Raw genomic sequence first — 18,392 nt, 5'->3', positions numbered from 1 at the left:
GTGGAGCACGGCGCGTCGGCACAGCCCTCAGCCCTTGGTCGTCCGCGTCGTCTTCTTCGCGGTGGCCTTCGTGGTCTTGGTGGCCTTGGTCGCCGCCTTCTTGGTGGCGGTGCTGTTGACCCTCTTGGTGGCGGTCTTCTTCGCCGGGGTCTGCGCCGCGACCGTCTTCTTCGCCGCCGTCCTGCGCTGTGCCGGCACCGATGACGCATCGCTGATGCGGTCGGCGCCGAGGACCTCCTGGAGGAACTTGCCAGTGTGGCTGGTCGGGACCGCGGCGACCTGCTCCGGGGTGCCCTCGGCGACGACCAGACCGCCGCCGGCACCGCCCTCGGGGCCCATGTCGACGACCCAGTCGGCGGTCTTGATCACGTCGAGGTTGTGCTCGATGACGATGACCGTGTTGCCCTTGTCGACCAGTCCGGACAGGACCGTCAGCAGCTTGCTGATGTCCTCGAAGTGCAGACCGGTGGTCGGCTCGTCCAGGACGTAGACCGTGCGGCCGGTGGAGCGGCGCTGGAGCTCGCTGGCGAGCTTGACGCGCTGGGCCTCACCGCCGGACAGGGTGGTCGCGGACTGGCCGAGCCGGACGTAGCCGAGGCCGACGTCCTTCAGGGTCTTCATATGGCGGGAGATCGCGGGGACCGCCTCGAAGAACTCCGTGGCCTCCTCGATCGGCATGTTCAGGACGTCGGCGATGGACTTGCCCTTGTAGTGGACCTCCAGGGTCTCCCGGTTGTACCGGGCGCCGTGGCAGACCTCGCACGGGACGTACACGTCCGGGAGGAAGTTCATCTCGATCTTGATGGTGCCGTCGCCCGAGCAGTTCTCGCAGCGGCCGCCCTTGACGTTGAAGGAGAAGCGGCCGGGCATGTAGCCGCGGACCTTCGCCTCGGTGGTCTCGGCGAACAGCTTGCGGACGTGGTCGAAGACGCCGGTGTACGTGGCGGGGTTGGAGCGCGGGGTGCGGCCGATGGGCGACTGGTCGACGTGCACGACCTTGTCGACGAGGTCGTCGCCGTCCACGCGCGTGTGCCGCCCGGGCACGTTCCTCGCGCCGTTCAGTTCGCGGGCCAGGTGCGTGTACAGGATGTCGTTGACCAGGGTCGACTTGCCGGAGCCGGACACGCCGGTGACGGCTGTGAACACGCCGAGCGGGAAGGACACGTCGATGTCCTGGAGGTTGTTCTCCCTGGCGCCGTGCACCGTGAGCTGCCGGGACGGGTCCAGCGGGCGCCGGATCTCGGGCAGCGGGATGGCCTTCTTGCCGGACAGGTACTGACCGGTCTGCGACTCGGCGTTGGCGAGCAGTTCCTTCAGGGAGCCGCTGTGCACGACCTTGCCGCCGTGCTCACCGGCGCCGGGGCCGATGTCGACGATCCAGTCGGCGGTCTTGATGGTGTCCTCGTCGTGCTCGACGACGATGAGCGTGTTGCCCATGTCGCGCAGCCGGACCAGGGTCTCGATCAGCCGGTGGTTGTCGCGCTGGTGCAGGCCGATGGAGGGCTCGTCGAGGACGTACAGGACGCCGACCAGGCCGGAGCCGATCTGGGTGGCCAGGCGGATGCGCTGGGCCTCGCCGCCGGAGAGAGTGCCGGCCGCGCGGTTCAGTGAGAGGTAGTCCAGGCCGACGTCGACCAGGAACCGCAGCCGTTCGTTGACCTCCTTCAGCACGCGCTCGGCGATCTTCTTGTCGCGGGCCGTGAGCTTCAGCTCGCCCAGGAAGTCCGCACAGTCGCTGATCGACATCGCGGAGACCTCGGCGATGGACTTGTCCATGATCGTGACCGCGAGGACGATCGGCTTCAGACGCGTGCCCTCACAGGTGGGGCAGGGCACCTCGCGCATGTAGCCCTCGAAGCGCTCACGGCTGGAGTCGCTCTCGGCCTCGCTGTGCCGGCGCTTGACGAAGGGGACGGCACCCTCGAACGCGGTGGTGTACCGGCGCTCGCGCCCGTAGCGGTTGCGGTAGCGGACTTCCACCTGGGTCTTGTGGCCGTGGAGCAGGGCCTTCCTGGCGCGCTGCGGCAGGCCCGCGAAGGGGATGTCCGTGCGGAAGCCCAGCGCGTCGGCGAGCGCGCCGATGAGGCGGCCGAAGTAGTCCTTGGTGTGGCCGTGCGACCAGGGGTGGATGGCGCCTTCGTCGAGGCTCTTGTCCTCGTCCGGGACGATCAGCTCCGCGTCGACCTCCATGCGCGTGCCGATGCCGGAGCAGTCCGGGCAGGCGCCGAAGGGCGAGTTGAAGGAGAAGGAGCGGGGCTCCAGCTCCTCGAAGGACAGGTCGTCGTACGGGCAGTACAGGTGCTCCGAGTACATGCGCTCGCGCTCGGGGTCGTCCTCGGGGAGGTCGACGAAGTCGAGCACGACCATGCCGCCGGACAGACCGAGCGCGGTCTCCACGGAGTCGGTGAGGCGGCGCTTGGCGCCGTCCTTGACCGTGAGGCGGTCGACGACCACCTCGATGGTGTGCTTCTCCTGCTTCTTCAGCGTGGGCGGGTTCGACAGCTGGATCGTCTCGCCGTCCACCCGCGCGCGGGAGTAGCCCTTGGTCTGGAGCTCGGCGAAGAGATCGACGAACTCGCCCTTGCGCTCGCGCACCAGCGGCGACAGCACCTGGAAGCGGCTGCCCTCCGGCAGCTCCAGGACCTTGTCGACGATGGCCTGCGGCGACTGGCGGGAGATCGGGCGGCTGCACTCGGGGCAGTGCGGCTTGCCGATGCGCGCGAAGAGCAGACGCAGGTAGTCGTAGACCTCGGTGATGGTGCCGACCGTGGAGCGCGGGTTGCGCGAGGTCGACTTCTGGTCGATGGAGACCGCCGGGGAGAGGCCCTCGATGAAGTCGACGTCCGGCTTGTCCATCTGACCGAGGAACTGCCGGGCGTAGGAGGAGAGCGACTCCACGTAGCGCCGCTGCCCCTCGGCGAAGATGGTGTCGAAGGCCAGCGAGGACTTGCCCGACCCCGACAGGCCCGTGAAGACGATGAGCGAGTCGCGCGGGAGGTCGAGCGAAACGTTCTTGAGGTTGTGCTCGCGCGCTCCACGAACGATGAGACGGTCGGCCACGCCGGTCCGCACCTTTCTTGAGAGAAGTGACAGGGGCGGGGCCCCCGTCTTTCTCAGACTAGGGGGAGCCACTGACAACGCCGGTCGGGTTCACGGGTTGACAACAAACCCCGGCTCTCCAGCATGCCCGACGTCACGTCCGACCCTATAGCACGTGCATTCGATTTACGGCACCCGTTCACCACCTTCACCCAAAGGTGTGGCGGGACTAGGGTCAGCACCATGATTGATCACGGTCATGACCTGGCGTCTGTACGCGACGCTACGGATCGGCTGCTCATCGCAGTCGGCAAACTGGACAACGCGTCTGTGACGCAGCCGTCACGGCTTCCCGGCTGGACCCGCGGCCATGTCCTCGCCCACCTCTCCCGCAACGCGGACGCCCTCGTGAACGTCCTCGAAGGGCGTCCCATGTACGTCTCCGGCGAGGCCCGGGACACCGACATCGAGCGGGACGCCCCGCGCGCCCTCGACGTCCAGCTCGCCGATCTGCGCGAGACCGCGGCCCGCTTCCAGGAGACCGGGGCCGCCCCGGCGGACTGGTCGCGCACGGTGGAGCTGCGCAACGGGGTCACGGACTCCGCGTCCCGGGTGCCGTTCCGGCGCTGGGTGGAGGTGGAGCTGCATCACGTGGACCTGGGGATCGGGTACGAGCTGGAGGATCTGCCGGCGGAGTTCACCGAGCGGGAGATCGTCTTCCTGGCCGACCGGTTCGCCGGGCATCCCGGCGTACCGCCCACGCGCCTCACGGACGGCACGCGCGCGTGGAGCACCGGACGGGAGCCCGGCGACGGACCCGAGGTGACCGTCACCGGTTCCCCGGCCGATCTGCTGGGCTGGCTCGCCGGCCGCCGTGCCGGATCCGCACTGGAGGTTGCCGACGGCCGGCTTCCGGCGCTGCCCCCGCTCTAGGACCCGGACCACTCCCCCGCTATAGGCTGGCGGACATGACGTACAGCGGAGAGGTGACGGTCGGCGGGCCCGCCGACGTGCACGAACTCAAGGACCTGATGATCACCAAGATCGCGGTCGGTCCGATGAACAACAACGCCTATCTGCTGCGCTGCCGGGCCACGGACGAGCAGTTGCTGATCGACGCCGCGAACGAGGCGCACACGCTGCTCGGCATGATCGGTGGCGACGGCATCGCGTCCGTCGTCACCACCCACCAGCACGGCGACCACTGGCAGGCGCTCGCCGAGGTCGTGGCGGCCACCGGAGCCCGCACGTACGCGGGCAGGGACGACGCCGACGGCATCCCCGTACGGACCGATGTGCTGGTCGACGACGGAGACACCATCCGGGTCGGGCGCGTGGAACTCACCGCGCGCCACCTGGTCGGGCACACGCCCGGCTCGATCGCCCTCGTCTACGACGACCCGCACGGGCATCCCCATGTGTTCACCGGGGACTGCCTGTTCCCCGGCGGTGTGGGCAACACCCACAAGGATCCCAAGGCGTTCGCCAGCCTCCTCCACGATGTCGAGACCAGGATCTTCGACGTCCTCCCGGACGAGACGTGGGTCTACCCGGGGCACGGCAACGACACGACGCTGGGCACGGAGCGCCCGCAGCTTCCGGAGTGGCACGCGCGCGGGTGGTGAGGCCCAGGGGTGGCGAGAAGCCGCGCCGGGGCGCAGGCGCGCTGAGTCGCGAGGCGCGCACGCGCCCCGTGTGAACGCTTCACACACGCCGGTGTCGTGCGCGCGCTCCCGGCACAGGTAGTTGCGCGGTCAACTGGTAGGAGCCCCGCGCAGGATGACGGCTCCTGCGCGGATGGGCCGCCGGCCTGTCGATCCCCGCCCTCGGCCGGCGGCCCCGGCACCCGCCCGAAACGGCGCGCGGCGTGAAGTGTTCACAAGAACGCAACACCCGCTCCCACGATGCGAGCACTTACCGTCGTGACCTCGACAAACGGGCCCGTCGGCTGCCAATCTCGCGCCATGCATCCTGCCCCGCGCGCCCTGCGCCGCGCTGCCGCCGCCGTCGTCCTTCTCGCCGCCGCCGTGAGCTGCGCTCCGCAGCCGGAGGCGTCGGACGGTCCATCGGCATCGGCCGGAAGCACCTGCGCGAAGGGTGAGTTGGCCACCCGCACCTCGGGCAAGCTGACGATCGCCACCGACGAACCCGCCTACGAACCGTGGTTCAAGGACGGCGACCCCGCCGGCGGCAAGGGCTTCGAGTCGGCGGTCGCGTACGCCGTCGCCGAGCGGCTCGGGTACGGCAAGGACAAGGTCGCCTGGCAGACCGTCCCGTTCAACAAGGCCTTCGCGCCCGGCGAGAAGACCTTCGACTTCGACATCAACCAGGTGTCCGTCAGCGCCGAACGCAAGAGGGCCGTGGACTTCTCGTCCGGCTATTACGACGTACGCCAGGCCGTCGTCGCGCTGAAGGGCTCCGAGGCCGCCAAGGCGAAGAGCATCGCCGACCTGAAGGACGTGAAGCTGGGCGCCCAGGTCGGCACCACCAGCCTCGACTACATCGACGACGTGGTGAAGCCGAAGCAGGCGGCGGCCGTCTACGGCAAGAACGACCAGGCCAAGTCCGCGCTGAAGAACGGCCAGGTCGGCGCCATCGTCGTGGACCTGCCGACGGCCTTCTACATCACCGGGGCCGAGATCACGGACGCGACGATCGTCGGCCAGTTCGAGAACCAGGGCGGTACGCCGGAGCAGTTCGGCCTCGTGCTCGACAAGGGCAGCGCACTCACCCCCTGCGTCTCGCGGGCCGTCGACGCGCTGCGCGAGAACGGCACGCTCGCGAAGCTCGAGCAGCAGTGGCTGTCGGACGCCGCCGACGCCCCGGTGCTCAAGTGACGCTGAACAAGGCGGAGCCGGCGGAGGGCTCCGGCGAGCACGACGCGCCGGACGGCTACGTCCCGTCGCAGCGGCGCCTGGACCGTGAGCGCTACAAGCGCGCCCGCGCCCGGCGTGCCACCGCGGTCGGCGCGCTCTCGACCCTCGTCACCGGAGCGGTCCTCTACCTGGTGATCGTCAACGCCCCGGGCTGGCCGCGCACCAAGGAGACCTTCTTCGACTGGGGGTACGCGCGCGAGGCGTTCCCGAAGGTTCTCGAAGGGCTGTGGCTGAACGTCCGGCTGCTGCTGATCTGCGGTGCCGCGGTGCTCGTCCTCGGCATGCTGATCGCCGTCGCGCGTACGCTGCGCGGCCCGGTGTTCTTCCCGCTGCGCGCCCTGGCCGCCGCCTACACGGACTTCTTCCGGGGCCTGCCGCTCATCATCAACCTGATGATCGTGGTCCTCGGCGTCCCGGCGCTGCGGCTCCAAGGGGTGACCGTGGACCCGGTGCTGCTCGGCGGCACCGCGCTCACCCTGACGTACTCGGCGTACGTCGCCGAGGTGTTCCGCGCCGGCATCGAGTCCGTGCATCCCTCGCAGCGCGCCGCGGCCCGCTCACTCGGGCTCAGCAACCGGCAGGCGTTGCGCCACGTGGTGCTGCCCCAGGCGGTACGCCGCCAGGTCCCGCCGCTGCTGAACGACCTGGTGTCGCTGCAGAAGGACACCGGGCTGGTCTCGATCGGCGGTGCGGTGGACGCCGTACGGGCCGCCGACATCATCGTCGGCCGCAGCCTCAACTACACGCCGTACATCGTCGCGGGTCTGGTCTTCGTCGCGCTGACCATCCCCATGACCCGCTTCACGGACTGGGTGACGGCACGCATGGACCGCCGGCGGGCCCAGGGAGGAACCACATGAGCGAGACGCCCGTGCTGCGCATGGAGTCCGTCCGCAAGACCTTCGGCGGCTCGGTCGTCCTTCGGGACGTCGACCTGGAGGTGGCCCCGCACACGGTCACCGCGCTGATCGGCGCCTCCGGCTCCGGCAAGTCCACGCTGCTGCGGTGCGCGAACCTGCTGGAGGAGATCGACGACGGGGCGATCTGGCTGGACGACGACGAGATCACCGACCCGCGCGTCGACCAGGACGCCGTGCGCCGCCGGATCGGCGTGGTCTTCCAGTCGTACAACCTCTTCCCGCACATGACGGTCCTGGAGAACATCACGCTCGCTCCGCGCCGGGTGCACGGCCTGGCCCGCGCCGAGGCCGAGGCACGCGCGCGTGAGCTGCTGGAGCGGCTGGGACTGGGCGGAAAGGCGGGCGAGTACCCGGACCGGCTGAGCGGCGGCCAGCAGCAGCGGGTGGCGATCGTGCGCGCCCTGGCCGTACGCCCCCGGCTGCTTCTGCTGGACGAGATCACCGCCGCCCTCGATCCCGAGCTGGTGGGCGAGGTCCTCACCGTCGTCCGCGACCTGAAGGACGAGGGCATGACCATGGTGCTGGCCACGCACGAGATGGGCTTCGCACGGGAGGTCGCCGACCAGCTGTGCTTCCTGGAGGGCGGCGTGGTGCTGGAACACGGCACCGCCGAGCAGGTCTTCGGGGAACCACGGCAGGAGCGCACACGGCGCTTCCTGCGGCGGATCGTGGAGGCGGGCCGGCTGTAGTCGGGGGCGACGCGGGTGTAAGGGGCGCCCGCCCTGGTCGTCGGGGCTTACATCGCGGGCAGGGTCTAGGCGTCCGCCTGTCCCGCCCCCGCCAGCGCCGCGACGCGCTCCACCCCGAACACGTAGCCCTGGACTCCGCAGCCCGCGATGACCCCGTCGGCGCGCAGCGAGACGTAGGAGTGATGCCGGAACGACTCGCGCTGGTGGATGTTGGAGATGTGGACCTCCAACACCGGCATGCCGTCACAGGTGTTGAGGGCGTCCAGGATGGCGACGGAGGTGTGCGAGTATGCGCCCGGGTTGATCACGATGCCGCAGTGGTTCAGCCGCGCCTCGTGGATCCAGTCCACCAGCTCGCCTTCGTGGTTGGACTGGCGGAAGTCGACCGTGCCACCGTGGGCGGCCGCCGCCTTGGCGCACAGGGCCTCCACGTCGGCGAGCGTGTCGGAGCCGTAGATCTCCGGCTGACGCTGGCCGAGCAGGTTCAGGTTGGGGCCGTTGAGGATCATGATCGGGGCGTGGGCCAGGGTGCGGGGCACGGTTCCTCCGGTCCGTTCAAGGTCGGGCGGCCCGTGACGGACCGCTGCTCGGACCCGGTTTATCACGGTGCGCCGACAGCCCGCCGGGCCGTAGCCTCCCGGCATGACGAGCCTCTCCTACCCGCCCAAGCCGTCCCCCGGTGACCGTATCGCCGTGATCTCCCCCTCCTCCGGCCTGCCGGGGCTCTTCCCGCTCCCCTACGAGCTGGGGCTGGAGCGGCTGCGCAAGGAGTACGGGCTGGAGCCGGTCGAGTATCCGGCGACGCGCAAGATGGGCTCCTCGCCCCGGGAACGGGCCGACGACATCCACGCCGCCTTCGCCGACCCGGACATCAAGGCGGTCATCGCGTCGATCGGCGGGGACGACCAGATCACCGTGCTGCCACTGCTGGACCGGGAGTTGATCCGGGCGAACCCGAAGCCGTTCTTCGGGATGAGCGACAACACGAACCTGCTCGCCTTCCTGCGCAACAGCGGCATCGTCGGCTACCACGGCGGGAGCGTCATGTGCGAGCTGGGCCGTCCTGGTGCCATGCACCTGCAGACCGCCGACTCCCTGCGGGCGGCCCTGTTCACCTCCGGCCCGTACGAGCTGCGGCCCGCCGAGCGGTGGCGTGACATCGACCGGGACTGGGCTGATCCGGCGACTTTCGACGCGGAGCCGGAGACCCGGCCCGGGACCGGCTGGACCTGGGTCAACGCTGACCGGGTGGTGGAGGGCCGCAGCTGGGGCGGCTGCCTGGAGATCATCGGCTGGCTGCTGATGGCCGACCGCGAGATCGCGCACGATCTGTCCGAGTACGACGGCGGTGTGCTGTTGCTGGAGACCTCGGAGGACATGCCGAGCGCCTTGGAGGTGTTCAGCACCCTGCGGAACATGGGCGAGCGCGGACTTCTCCGGCGCTTCTCGGCCCTTCTGATGGGCCGCCCGAAAAGCTGGTCCTTCGAGCACCCCAACAGCCCTGAGGAGGCCGCTCGTTACGCGTCCGACCAGCGTGAGGCGGTCCTGCGCGCCATGCGGGCCTACGCTCCGGACACCACGATCGTCTTCGACGTGGACTTCGGGCACACCGATCCGCAACTGGTGATCCCCTACGGGGGCGCTGTGCGCGTGGACGGGCCGGACCGGCGCATCACGGTCACCTACTGAGGGCCCCCGAACTTCCACGCGCCCCCGTAACCGGCCGTCACTGTGGGTAGTTGACGCGGCATGCAGGACGTACGCACCGTAAGGGCACCCTCCATGCCGCGCCTCGCGGCCGCCTCGCTCGCCGGCACGGCCATCGAGTTCTACGACTTCTTCGTCTACGGGACCGCGGCGGCCCTCATCCTCGGGCCGCTGTTCTTCCCGACCTTCTCGCCGGTGGCCGGGACGCTGGCCGCCTTCGCCACCTTCGGCGTGGGCTTCGTGGCGCGGCCGCTCGGGTCGGTGCTGTTCGGGCACATCGGCGACCGGCGCGGACGACGGCCGGTCCTCGTCGCCTCCCTGCTGCTCACCGGCGCCTCCACGGTCGCGGTCGGCTGCGTGCCGACCTACGACACGATCGGCGTGGCCGCTCCCCTGCTGCTCCTGGTGCTGCGCTTCCTGCAGGGCCTGGGGCTCGGCGGGGAGTGGGGCGGGGCGGTGCTGCTGACGGTGGAGCACGCGCCCGCCGAGCGACGCGGGCTGTGGTCGAGCTTCCCGCAGGTCGGGCCCGCCCTGGGGTTCCTGCTCGCCAACGGTGTGGTGCTGGGGCTGTCGACGATGCTGTCCGAGGCGCAGTTCGCCGCGTGGGGGTGGCGGGTGCCGTTCTGGGCGGCGGGGGTGCTGGCCATCGTGGGGCTGTGGCTGCGTTCGTCGCTCGCCGAGAGCCCCAGTTTCCTCGAGCTCGACGACCACGCGCGCGTGCCGATCGCCGAGGTCATGCGCGACCACTGGCGTCTCCTCCTGCTGACCGGCGGAGCACTCGCGATCGGCTACGCGATCTTCTACGCCGTGACGACCTGGTCCCTCGCCTACGGCACGGAACGGCTCGGGGTGAGCCGCAGCGTCATGCTGACCTGCATCATGGGCGCGGTGGTCGTGAAGGGCGCGCTCACACCGCTGGTGGCGATGCTCGGGGACCGCTACGGCCGACGCCCCATGTGCCTGGCCGGGTGCGCGGCAGCCGCCCTGTGGATGTTCCCGATGGTCGCGCTCCTCGCCACCGGCGCGCCGCTGCCGATGTTCCTCGGCTTCCTCGGAGCGATGCTCTCGTTCATCACGATGTTCGCCGTGGTCGCCGCGTATCTGCCGGAGCTGTACGAGCCGCGGGTGCGCTGCACCGGCGCCGCCGTCGGCTACAACCTCGGCGGCGTCCTCGGGGGCGCGCTCACGCCGATCGTGGCGACCGCGCTCGCCGAGCAGGGCGGGCGGGTGCCCTGGGGCGTGGCCGCGTATCTGACGGCGATCGCGCTGTGCAGCCTGGGGTGCTTCGCGCTGCTGCCGGAGACGCGTCCGGTGCCGGTGGAGGCGGGGGCGGGGGCGAAGGCAGAGGCGGAGGCGCCTACGGGTTGATCGCCAGCTCCAGATACGCCGCGAACAGCACCAGATGGACCCCGCCCTGGAGCGGTGTGGCGCGGCCCGGGACCACCGTCAGGGAAGCCACCACCACGGTCAGGGCGAGCAGCACCATGTGCGTGGCGCCGAGGCCGAGTACCAGCGGGCCGGACAGCCACACGGACGCGAGCGCGACGGCGGGGATGGTCAGGCCGATGCTGGCCATGGCCGAGCCGAGGGCGAGGTTCAGGCTGGTCTGCACGCGGTCGCGGCGTGCGGAGCGCAGTGCGGCGATGGTCTCCGGGAGCAGGACCAGCAGCGCGATGATCACGCCGACGACGGCCTGGGGCAGCCCTGCGGCCTCCACCCCGGACTCGATGGTGGGCGACACGCCCTTGGCCAGGCCGACCACGCCGATGAGCGCCAGGCCCAGCAGTCCCAGGCTGATCCGGGCGGTACGGGCGGTCGGCGCCGCGGCGTGCTCCTCGGCGGTGATCACGTCGCCCTGCCGGGTGATCGGCAGAAAGTAGTCCCGGTGCCGCACGGTCTGCGTCGCGACGAACAGGCCGTACAGGATCAGTGAGGAGAGCGCCGCGAAGGTCAGCTGGACGGTGGAGAACTCCGGGCCCGGCTTGCTCGTGGTGAACGTCGGCAGGACCAGGCTGAGCGTGGTCAGGGTCGCGACGGTCGCGAGTGCGGCGCCGGTTCCCTCGGGGTTGAAGACGGCCGTGCCGTGCCGCAGTGAGGCGACCAGGAGGCACAGGCCGACGATGCCGTTGCAGGTGATCATCACGGCCGCGAAGACCGTGTCGCGGGCCAGTGTCGAGCTCTTGTCCCCGCCGTCGACCATCAGGGTGACGATGAGGGCGACCTCGATGATCGTGACGGCGACGGCGAGGACGAGGGAGCCGAACGGTTCTCCGACCCGGTGCGCTACCACCTCGGCGTGGTGGACGGCGGACAGAACAGCTCCCGCGAGGACCAGGGTCACCAGCGCGACGACCGCGGCCGGCAGATCGCGCCCCCAGGTGAGGGCCAGCAGCACGGCCGCGAGCAAGGGCACCAAGGTCGTCCACTGTGCCGTGAGCGGCCTGCGCCGAGCGATCATGCAGTGATCGTCGCAGAGCTGCAGGGGCCCCGCACTCCGGTCGCGCGGGGCCCGAGGCGGGGGCTACTTGAGCTCGCTCGCGTCCAGGAGGTCGCAGTTGGTGTAAACCCGCTCGCCGACGCACAGCGCACCCAGACGCTCCGCCATCCTGCCGGTCTCGGGGTCCTCACTGTTGCGCATGGCTTCCTCGAACGAATCGAACTCGATCAGCGCCAGATAGCGGCGGGGGTTGTCGCGGTCCTTCAGGAGGATGCGGTGAGTGGGGCCGCCCGTCCGGTCGGCGAAGCGCCGCTCCGCGTCCTCGAAAATCTGCTCCATCTCGTCCAAGCGCTCGGTCTCGAAGTCGATGATCTGCACGAACTTCATGGCACCTCCAGCCGACCACGGCGCCCCCGGGCCGGGAAAGACGCTCAGGAAACAAGCAAGCACCGGGACCGGCAGTCGGCAATTCGCCGACCACCGGTCCCGGTGATGGTTGTTCCTACGTCCGACGCGGTCAGACGTCGATGCTGTCCTTCGGAGCGCTTCCGCTCTGGCCCTGCGCCGCCTCGGCGGCCGCCTGCTTCTTGGAAGCCCGCAGGCTGGTGATCGTGGTGACGATCAGGACGGCACAGATCACGCCGAGCGATACCGGAATGCTGATCTCGGGGACGTGAACGCCCGACTCGTGCAGCGCGTGCAGCACCAGCTTCACGCCGATGAAGCCGAGGATGATCGACAGGCCGTAGCTGAGGTGGACCAGCTTCCTCAGCAGGCCGCCGATGAGGAAGTACAGCTGGCGCAGACCCATCAGGGCGAACGCGTTGGCCGTGAAGACGATGTACGGGTCCTGGGTCAGACCGAAGATCGCGGGGATGGAGTCGAGGGCGAACAGCACGTCGGTGGTGCCGATCGCGAGCATCACGACCAGCATCGGGGTCATGACCCGCTTGCCGTTCTCCTCGATCCACAGCTTGGTGCCGTGGTACCGGTCCGACACGCCGAAGCGGCGCTCGGCGGCCTTGAGCAGCTTGTTCTCCTCGAACTCCTCGTCCTCCTCGTCGGCCCGGGCCTCCTGAATGAGCTTCCAGGCGGTGTAGATGAGGAAGGCGCCGAAGATGTAGAAGACCCAGGCGAAGCTGGCGAGGATCGCCGCGCCGGCGGCGATGAAGATGGCCCGCAGGACCAGGGCTATGAGGACACCGATCAGGAGAACACGCTGCTGATACTGCGAGGGCACCGCGAACTTCGCCATGATCAGGACGAAGACGAAGAGGTTGTCGACGCTCAGCGACTTCTCGGTGATGAAGCCCGCGAAGAACTCACCGGCGGGCTGGCCGCCGCCGAACACCAGCAGACCGAGCCCGAAGAGCGCGGCCAGCACGATCCAGACGACCGTCCAGATCCCGGCTTCCTTGATCGACACGTCGTGCGGTTTGCGGCCGATGAAGAAATCGACCGCGATCAGGGCGGCGAGGCCCACGATCGTCAGGACCCATAGGGTCACGGAAACATCCACTGCGCCTCCGGCAGTCGTTAACGGCAAATGTCAGCGTCGTCGCTGCCGGAGGTCTCTTCCACCCAAGGATGGGCCGACGCCCCGGGATCTGGCCTGATCCGTATTGACGGGTACGCCGCAGCAGACAGGGAGTACTCCCCTCCGTGCCGTCAACAATACCCCAATCACCAAGAACAGGTAAAGCGTCTGGCAAAAGAAGGGCCAAAACCCCTGCTCAGGGTGGCTTTACTAGTACTTGGTACGGGCAGCCGCGACCCGGGCGAGCACCTGCTGGAGGACCTGGCTGCCGGGCGGCACGAGCGACGGCTCGTACGTCCAGGCATGACCGACCCACGGGTCGGCGAGGTGGTCGTCGGACACCGGTGTCAGTCGCAGCAGCGAACGCCACAGCGGATCGAGCAAAGGCCCGTATCCGGAGGACTCCTCACGGTCGGCCACCATCATCAGGTGGACGCCGAAGGCGGGGCCCTCGTCGGCCAGGTAGCGGAGCTGGTTCACGGCACGGTCGTCGAAGCCGTGCGGAAAGTCGTTGACGATCAGCAGCTGCTGCGAGGTGTCGAAGCCGGGCGGCAGGGAGTCGGCGGCGCCTCCCCGCACCGCCATCTGCACCAGGTCGACCCGCTGGATGAGCCGCCCCAGCACGTCCGCCACCCCTGCGGCGCCGAGCGCGGGCGGAGCCGCGAGCACACCGCTCCGCGCGAGAGGTACCAGCGGCTGCGCCCCCGAACCGGCCGGGTCGATGACATGGACCGTGAACTCGCCCGCCGGATAGACGGCGAGCAGCCGGGCCGCGTGCGCGACCGCCGTCTCCATGGCGAGACGCCCCATGGCGTGCGAGTCGGTGAACGAACCGTCGGACGATCCGGTGTGGCCGCTGTCGATCCACAGACCACGCTCCAGCGGCAGCCGGACCAGCATCGGGATGCGGATCCGGTCGGCTTCGGGGAGATGGAGGTCGCCCAGGCGCAGCGCCATGGGGATCTCCATCGGCGGCCGGTAGGCATGCCACACGGGGTTGTCCCAGCGGGCGTAGGCCGGTGGCAGAGCCGGTTCGACGACGTCGGCCTCTGCGGTGAGCTGGGCGATGTCCCGGTCGAGGGCCTCCCTGGCCTGGGCGACGAGCTGTGCGTGCCGGGCGCGGGCCGCCTCACGGGCGGCGTCCCCCTGCCCGCCGATCCGGCTGCGCGGGTCGGACAGGACCTGCTCGAGCTCCTTGTCCATGCGGGACTCGGCGAAGTCGACGGCGCTGCGGTAGGCGGCGGTGGTGCGGGCCAGATCCTCGAACATGCCCCACACCTGGTTGTAGAGCCGCTCCTCCATGGACCAGCCGGTCGCGTCGCCCGCCACGGGCTGGGCGGGCTGCCCGGGCGCGGCGGGGGGTGCGGTGGGCGGAGGCGGGGGCGGAGCGGTGTTCTGGCGGTGCGGATGGCTGTAGTCGATCGGACTGCCCGCGGTGGGCACGGACGGCTGCGTGACGGCGGAAGGGTCCGGTGCCGTTCCGGGGTACGTCGCTTGCGGTGTGGGCTGCCCCGGCACGCCGGGCGGCTGCCCGCCGTACGGGGCCGCGGGCGGGCCGGGAGCGCCCTGGGGAGCGGTGCCGCCCTGGTCCGGGCCGAGGGCCGGGGTCGCTGTCTGGCGGGAACGGTCGCCGTCCGCGGTGCGCGGCGGGGGCGCCTGGACCGAGCGGGCCAGCCCTTGGGCCACCGCCTCGTCGATGCTGCCCGCGAGCTGCCGGGCCTGGGGCAGGCCCTGATCGCTGAGGAGTTCGGCGAGGCCGCCCGCATAACCCTGGCCGACGGCGCGCACCTTCCAGGCGCCCTGCCGGCGATAGAGCTCCAGGGCGACCACGGCCGACTCGGCGTCCAGGCCGGTGAGGGTGTAACTGGCTATCTCGCCGCCGTCGAGGCCGGTGACGGCGACGAACGGGGCGGCGACGGCGCCGAAGCGGACCGGGCCCGCCCCGCCGACGGGCAGGGCGAGCAGGACGCCGACACGGTGGACGGCCTCCGGCAGGGCGTCCAGGTCCACCGCGAGGCGGTGGTCGGCGGCGGCCTGTCGCGAGACCTCGAGACCGGGCTGGGTGGGATCGCCCGGATGGGCCACCCATTCCACGCCGTGGATCCTGCCGGTCTCGTCGCTGAGCGCGGCCGCGGCCACGATCGGCGTGCCGGCCGAGACCCGGATCTCGAGACAGGCCTGGGAGAGCGGGTGGTTCTGCCCCCGCACCAGCTCGGCCGTCATCGCCTTCGTCCCCCTGTGTCGTTGTGTGGTGTCGTGTGCCGCTCGCCGGCCCGCCCCGAGCGGTTACCCCTGTGGCCTTAGAGGGCGGGCAGAATCGTCGGCATGAGGTCCTGGAAGGTACGGCCGTTGGCCGGGTTGCCCAGGGCCGTCATCGACCAGCCCGGGCCCGCTCGGTGCACCTTCGCCATGATCTGGGCCGTGTACTGGCCGCCGCCGGCCAGCGTGTAGCGGGCGAGCTCCTGGCCGTTGGTCTCGTCGACCAGGCGGCAGAACGCGTTCTGCACCTCCTGGAACGTCTGGCCCGTGAAGGAGTTCACGGTGAAGACGATCTGGTCGATGTGGACCGGGACGCGGGAGAGGTCGACGAGGATGGCCTCGTCGTCGCCGCCCTGGCCGACACCGCCGACGAGGTTGTCACCGGTGTGGCGCACCGAGCCGTCGTCGCTCACCAGGTGGCGGAAGAAGACGACGTCGACCGGCTGCTTGTCCGCGAACAGGACGGCAGAGGCGTCGAGGTCGATCTCTCGCGTGCGCGAGCCGAACAGGCCGCGCCGGGGAGCCGCCTGCCAGCCGAGACCCATCCGCACCGCTGTCAGGCTGCCGCCGTCGTTCTTCTGCAGACTGATGGCCTGACCCTTGGTCATGTTGATGGACACGCGCTGATTCCCCTCTCGAACATCCCCTGTTGCCGCATATTCGCGGTTGACCAGAACCCTACGCAGGGCCACTGACAGCGACGTAGCCCGGTCCGCACTTTGTGTCGGTCTTGCAACACAGCGCGTACGCGGTCCGCTGTCAGGCCAGGCCCGCCTCCTTCATCTGACGCAGTTCCTTCTTCATCTCGGAGACCTCGTCGCGCAGCCGGGCCGCGATCTCGAACTGGAGGTTCGCGGCGGCGGTCCGCATGCGCGTGGTGAGCTCCTCGATCTGCTCGGTGAGCTCGGCGGCGGGGCGGTCGGTCGGTACCGTCTCCTTGGCCTTGCCCTTGCCCCTGGCGGGCTTGGCCCCCTCGGCGGCCTTGCCGCCCAGGGAGGGCACGGGCGCCTTGGCGCCCCCGCCGTCCTTGCGCCCCTTGCGGTAGCCCGAGCCGAGCAGCTGCTCGGTGTCGACGTCCTCGCGGGCGATCTGGGCGACGATGTCGTTGATCTTCTTGCGGAGGGGCTGGGGGTCGATGCCCTGTTCCGTGTTGTACGCGATCTGCTTCTCCCGGCGTCGGTTGGTCTCGTCGATGGCCTTCTCCATCGCCGGGGTGATCTTGTCGGCGTACATGTGGACCTGGCCCGAGACGTTGCGCGCGGCGCGGCCGATGGTCTGGATCAGGGAGGTGCCGGAGCGCAGGAAGCCCTCCTTGTCGGCGTCCAGGATCGCCACCAGGGACACCTCGGGCAGGTCGAGGCCCTCCCTCAGGAGGTTGATGCCGACGAGCACGTCGTACTCGCCGGCGCGCAGCTCACGCAGCAGCTCGACGCGGCGCAGGGTGTCGACGTCGCTGTGCAGATAGCGCACCTGGATGCCCAGCTCCAGGAAGTAGTCCGTGAGGTCCTCGGCCATCTTCTTGGTGAGCGTGGTGACCAGGACGCGCTCGTCCTTGTCGGTGCGCGTCCGGATCTCGTGCACCAGGTCGTCGATCTGGCCCTCGGTGGGCTTGACGACGACCTCCGGGTCGACCAGGCCGGTGGGGCGGATGATCTGCTCGACGACGCCGTCCCCGCGGGAGAGCTCGTACTTTCCGGGGGTCGCCGACAGGTAGACCGTCTGGTCGATGCGCTCCTGGAACTCCTCCCACTTCAGGGGGCGGTTGTCCAGGGCGGAGGGCAGCCGGAAGCCGTGGTCGACGAGGGTGCGCTTGCGGGAGGCGTCGCCCTCGTACATGGCGCCGATCTGGGGCACCGTGACGTGCGACTCGTCGATGACGAGGAGGAAGTCGTCCGGGAAGTAGTCCAGCAGGGTGTTGGGCGGGGAGCCGGGCAGGCGGCCGTCGAAGTGCATCGAGTAGTTCTCGACGCCGGAGCAGGAGCCGATCTGGCGGAGCATCTCGATGTCGTACGTTGTGCGCATCCTGAGGCGCTGGGCCTCCAGGAGCTTGCCCTGCTTCTCCAGTTCCGAGAGGCGCTCGCCCAGCTCCTTCTCGATGTCGTTGACCGCCCGCTCCAGGCGCTCTGGCCCTGCGACGTAGTGGGACGCCGGGAAGACGTACAGCTGCTGGTCGTCGCTGATGATCTCGCCGGTGAGCGGATGGAGGGTGGACAGCGCCTCGATCTCGTCGCCGAACATCTCGATGCGGACGGCCAGCTCCTCGTAGACCGGGAAGATCTCGATGGTGTCGCCGCGGACGCGGAAGGTGCCGCGGGTGAAGGCCATGTCGTTGCGCGTGTACTGGATGTCCACGAAGCGGCGCAGCAGCTCGTCCCGGTCGAACTCGTCGCCGACCTTGAGGGGGACCATGCGGTCCACGTACTCCTGCGGCGTACCGAGGCCGTAGATGCAGGAGACCGAGGCCACCACCACGACGTCGCGGCGGGTGAGCAGCGAGTTGGTCGCGGAGTGGCGCAGGCGCTCGACCTCCTCGTTGATCGAGGAGTCCTTCTCGATGTAGGTGTCCGACTGCGGGACGTACGCCTCGGGCTGGTAGTAGTCGTAGTACGAGACGAAGTACTCGACGGCGTTGTTCGGGAGCAGCTCGCGGAACTCGTTCGCCAGCTGGGCGGCCAGCGTCTTGTTCGGCGCCATCACCAGTGTGGGGCGCTGAAGCTTCTCGATCATCCACGCGGTGGTGGCGGACTTGCCGGTGCCGGTCGCGCCGAGCAGGACGACGTCCTTCTCGCCTGCCTGGACGCGCCGGGCGAGATCGGCGATGGCCGTCGGCTGGTCGCCGTTCGGCTGGTAGGGGCTGACGACCTCGAAGGGCGCCACCGTGCGTTCGATCTGGGAAACGGGCCGCATGGAATCCACCGTACGACCCCG

15 protein-coding genes are annotated in these 18,392 nt (G+C 69.8%); 7 read left to right on the top strand and 8 right to left on the bottom strand.

Features of this window, described 5'->3' with window-relative positions:
* Positions 1-27: 27 nt before the first annotated feature.
* Positions 28-3,060 carry an excinuclease ABC subunit UvrA gene (uvrA, locus tag OG542_RS30845; RefSeq protein WP_328415076.1) on the bottom strand — a complete coding sequence of 1,011 codons (3,033 nt, stop codon included), beginning with the start codon at positions 3,058-3,060 and terminating at the stop codon, positions 28-30.
* A 222-nt stretch (positions 3,061-3,282) separates the two neighbouring features.
* On the opposite strand from uvrA, the gene OG542_RS30840 reads away from it, so the two are divergent.
* The 5 genes from OG542_RS30840 (at position 3,283) to OG542_RS30820 (ending at position 7,524) form a co-directional block, all read left to right on the top strand.
* Complete coding sequence (locus OG542_RS30840; protein ID WP_328415074.1) at positions 3,283-3,972, top strand: maleylpyruvate isomerase family mycothiol-dependent enzyme; 690 nt, start codon at positions 3,283-3,285, stop codon at positions 3,970-3,972.
* Positions 3,973-4,007: 35 nt separating this feature from the next.
* A complete protein-coding gene (locus OG542_RS30835) occupies positions 4,008-4,664 on the top strand; it encodes an MBL fold metallo-hydrolase (RefSeq protein WP_193480669.1) in 657 nt (218 codons plus the stop codon).
* A 339-nt stretch (positions 4,665-5,003) separates the two neighbouring features.
* Entirely contained in the window at positions 5,004-5,876 is an 873-nt protein-coding gene (locus OG542_RS30830; RefSeq protein WP_328415071.1) for an ABC transporter substrate-binding protein, read from the top strand.
* The gene (locus tag OG542_RS30825) at positions 5,873-6,775 is read left to right on the top strand and encodes an amino acid ABC transporter permease (RefSeq protein WP_408057804.1); all 903 of its coding nucleotides are present in this window, start codon (positions 5,873-5,875) and stop codon (positions 6,773-6,775) included. The genes OG542_RS30830 and OG542_RS30825 overlap by 4 nt, the downstream gene beginning before the upstream one ends.
* The gene (locus tag OG542_RS30820) at positions 6,772-7,524 is read left to right on the top strand and encodes an amino acid ABC transporter ATP-binding protein (RefSeq protein WP_328415069.1); all 753 of its coding nucleotides are present in this window, start codon (positions 6,772-6,774) and stop codon (positions 7,522-7,524) included. The genes OG542_RS30825 and OG542_RS30820 overlap by 4 nt, the downstream gene beginning before the upstream one ends.
* A gap of 65 nt (positions 7,525-7,589) precedes the next feature.
* Here OG542_RS30820 and aroQ read toward each other — a convergent pair whose 3' ends face one another.
* On the bottom strand, positions 7,590-8,063 hold the full coding sequence (aroQ, locus tag OG542_RS30815; RefSeq protein WP_311125074.1) for a type II 3-dehydroquinate dehydratase: 474 nt from the start codon (positions 8,061-8,063) through the stop codon (positions 7,590-7,592).
* A 103-nt stretch (positions 8,064-8,166) separates the two neighbouring features.
* Here aroQ and OG542_RS30810 point away from each other — a divergent pair, with 103 nt between their 5' ends.
* Together OG542_RS30810 and OG542_RS30805 are read left to right on the top strand one after the other, a co-directional pair.
* Positions 8,167-9,213, top strand: a complete 1,047-nt coding sequence (locus tag OG542_RS30810; protein WP_328415067.1) for a S66 family peptidase — start codon at positions 8,167-8,169, stop codon at positions 9,211-9,213.
* Positions 9,214-9,306: 93 nt separating this feature from the next.
* The gene (locus OG542_RS30805) at positions 9,307-10,599 is read left to right on the top strand and encodes an MFS transporter (protein ID WP_328415066.1); all 1,293 of its coding nucleotides are present in this window, start codon (positions 9,307-9,309) and stop codon (positions 10,597-10,599) included.
* On the opposite strand, the gene OG542_RS30800 is transcribed toward OG542_RS30805, so the two are convergent.
* The 6 genes from OG542_RS30800 to uvrB form a co-directional block, all read right to left on the bottom strand.
* Positions 10,589-11,689 carry a calcium:cation antiporter gene (locus tag OG542_RS30800; protein ID WP_328415064.1) on the bottom strand — a complete coding sequence of 367 codons (1,101 nt, stop codon included), beginning with the start codon at positions 11,687-11,689 and terminating at the stop codon, positions 10,589-10,591. The two genes, OG542_RS30805 and OG542_RS30800, sit on opposite strands and share 11 nt — an antisense overlap.
* Before the next feature lie 63 nt (positions 11,690-11,752).
* On the bottom strand, positions 11,753-12,055 hold the full coding sequence (locus tag OG542_RS30795) for a hypothetical protein (protein ID WP_328415062.1): 303 nt from the start codon (positions 12,053-12,055) through the stop codon (positions 11,753-11,755).
* Between the two features lie 130 nt (positions 12,056-12,185).
* Positions 12,186-13,187, bottom strand: coding sequence for a TerC/Alx family metal homeostasis membrane protein (locus OG542_RS30790; protein WP_328415060.1), 1,002 nt, complete (start codon positions 13,185-13,187; stop codon positions 12,186-12,188).
* A 228-nt stretch (positions 13,188-13,415) separates the two neighbouring features.
* On the bottom strand, positions 13,416-15,428 hold the full coding sequence (locus OG542_RS30785; RefSeq protein WP_328415058.1) for a TerD family protein: 2,013 nt from the start codon (positions 15,426-15,428) through the stop codon (positions 13,416-13,418).
* A 77-nt stretch (positions 15,429-15,505) separates the two neighbouring features.
* Positions 15,506-16,084, bottom strand: coding sequence for a TerD family protein (locus OG542_RS30780; RefSeq protein ID WP_311125080.1), 579 nt, complete (start codon positions 16,082-16,084; stop codon positions 15,506-15,508).
* 139 nt (positions 16,085-16,223) lie between these two features.
* Positions 16,224-18,371 (bottom strand): excinuclease ABC subunit UvrB, encoded by a 2,148-nt coding sequence (gene uvrB / locus OG542_RS30775; protein WP_328415055.1) that lies wholly within the window; start codon positions 18,369-18,371, stop codon positions 16,224-16,226.
* Positions 18,372-18,392 lie beyond the last annotated feature (21 nt).

It is taken from the genome of Streptomyces violaceus, assembly GCF_036014075.1.
Classification (GTDB): domain Bacteria; phylum Actinomycetota; class Actinomycetes; order Streptomycetales; family Streptomycetaceae; genus Streptomyces; species Streptomyces violaceus.
The sequence above is the reverse complement of the archived record's forward strand: the minus strand, read 5'-3'. Positions and strand labels throughout refer to the sequence as shown.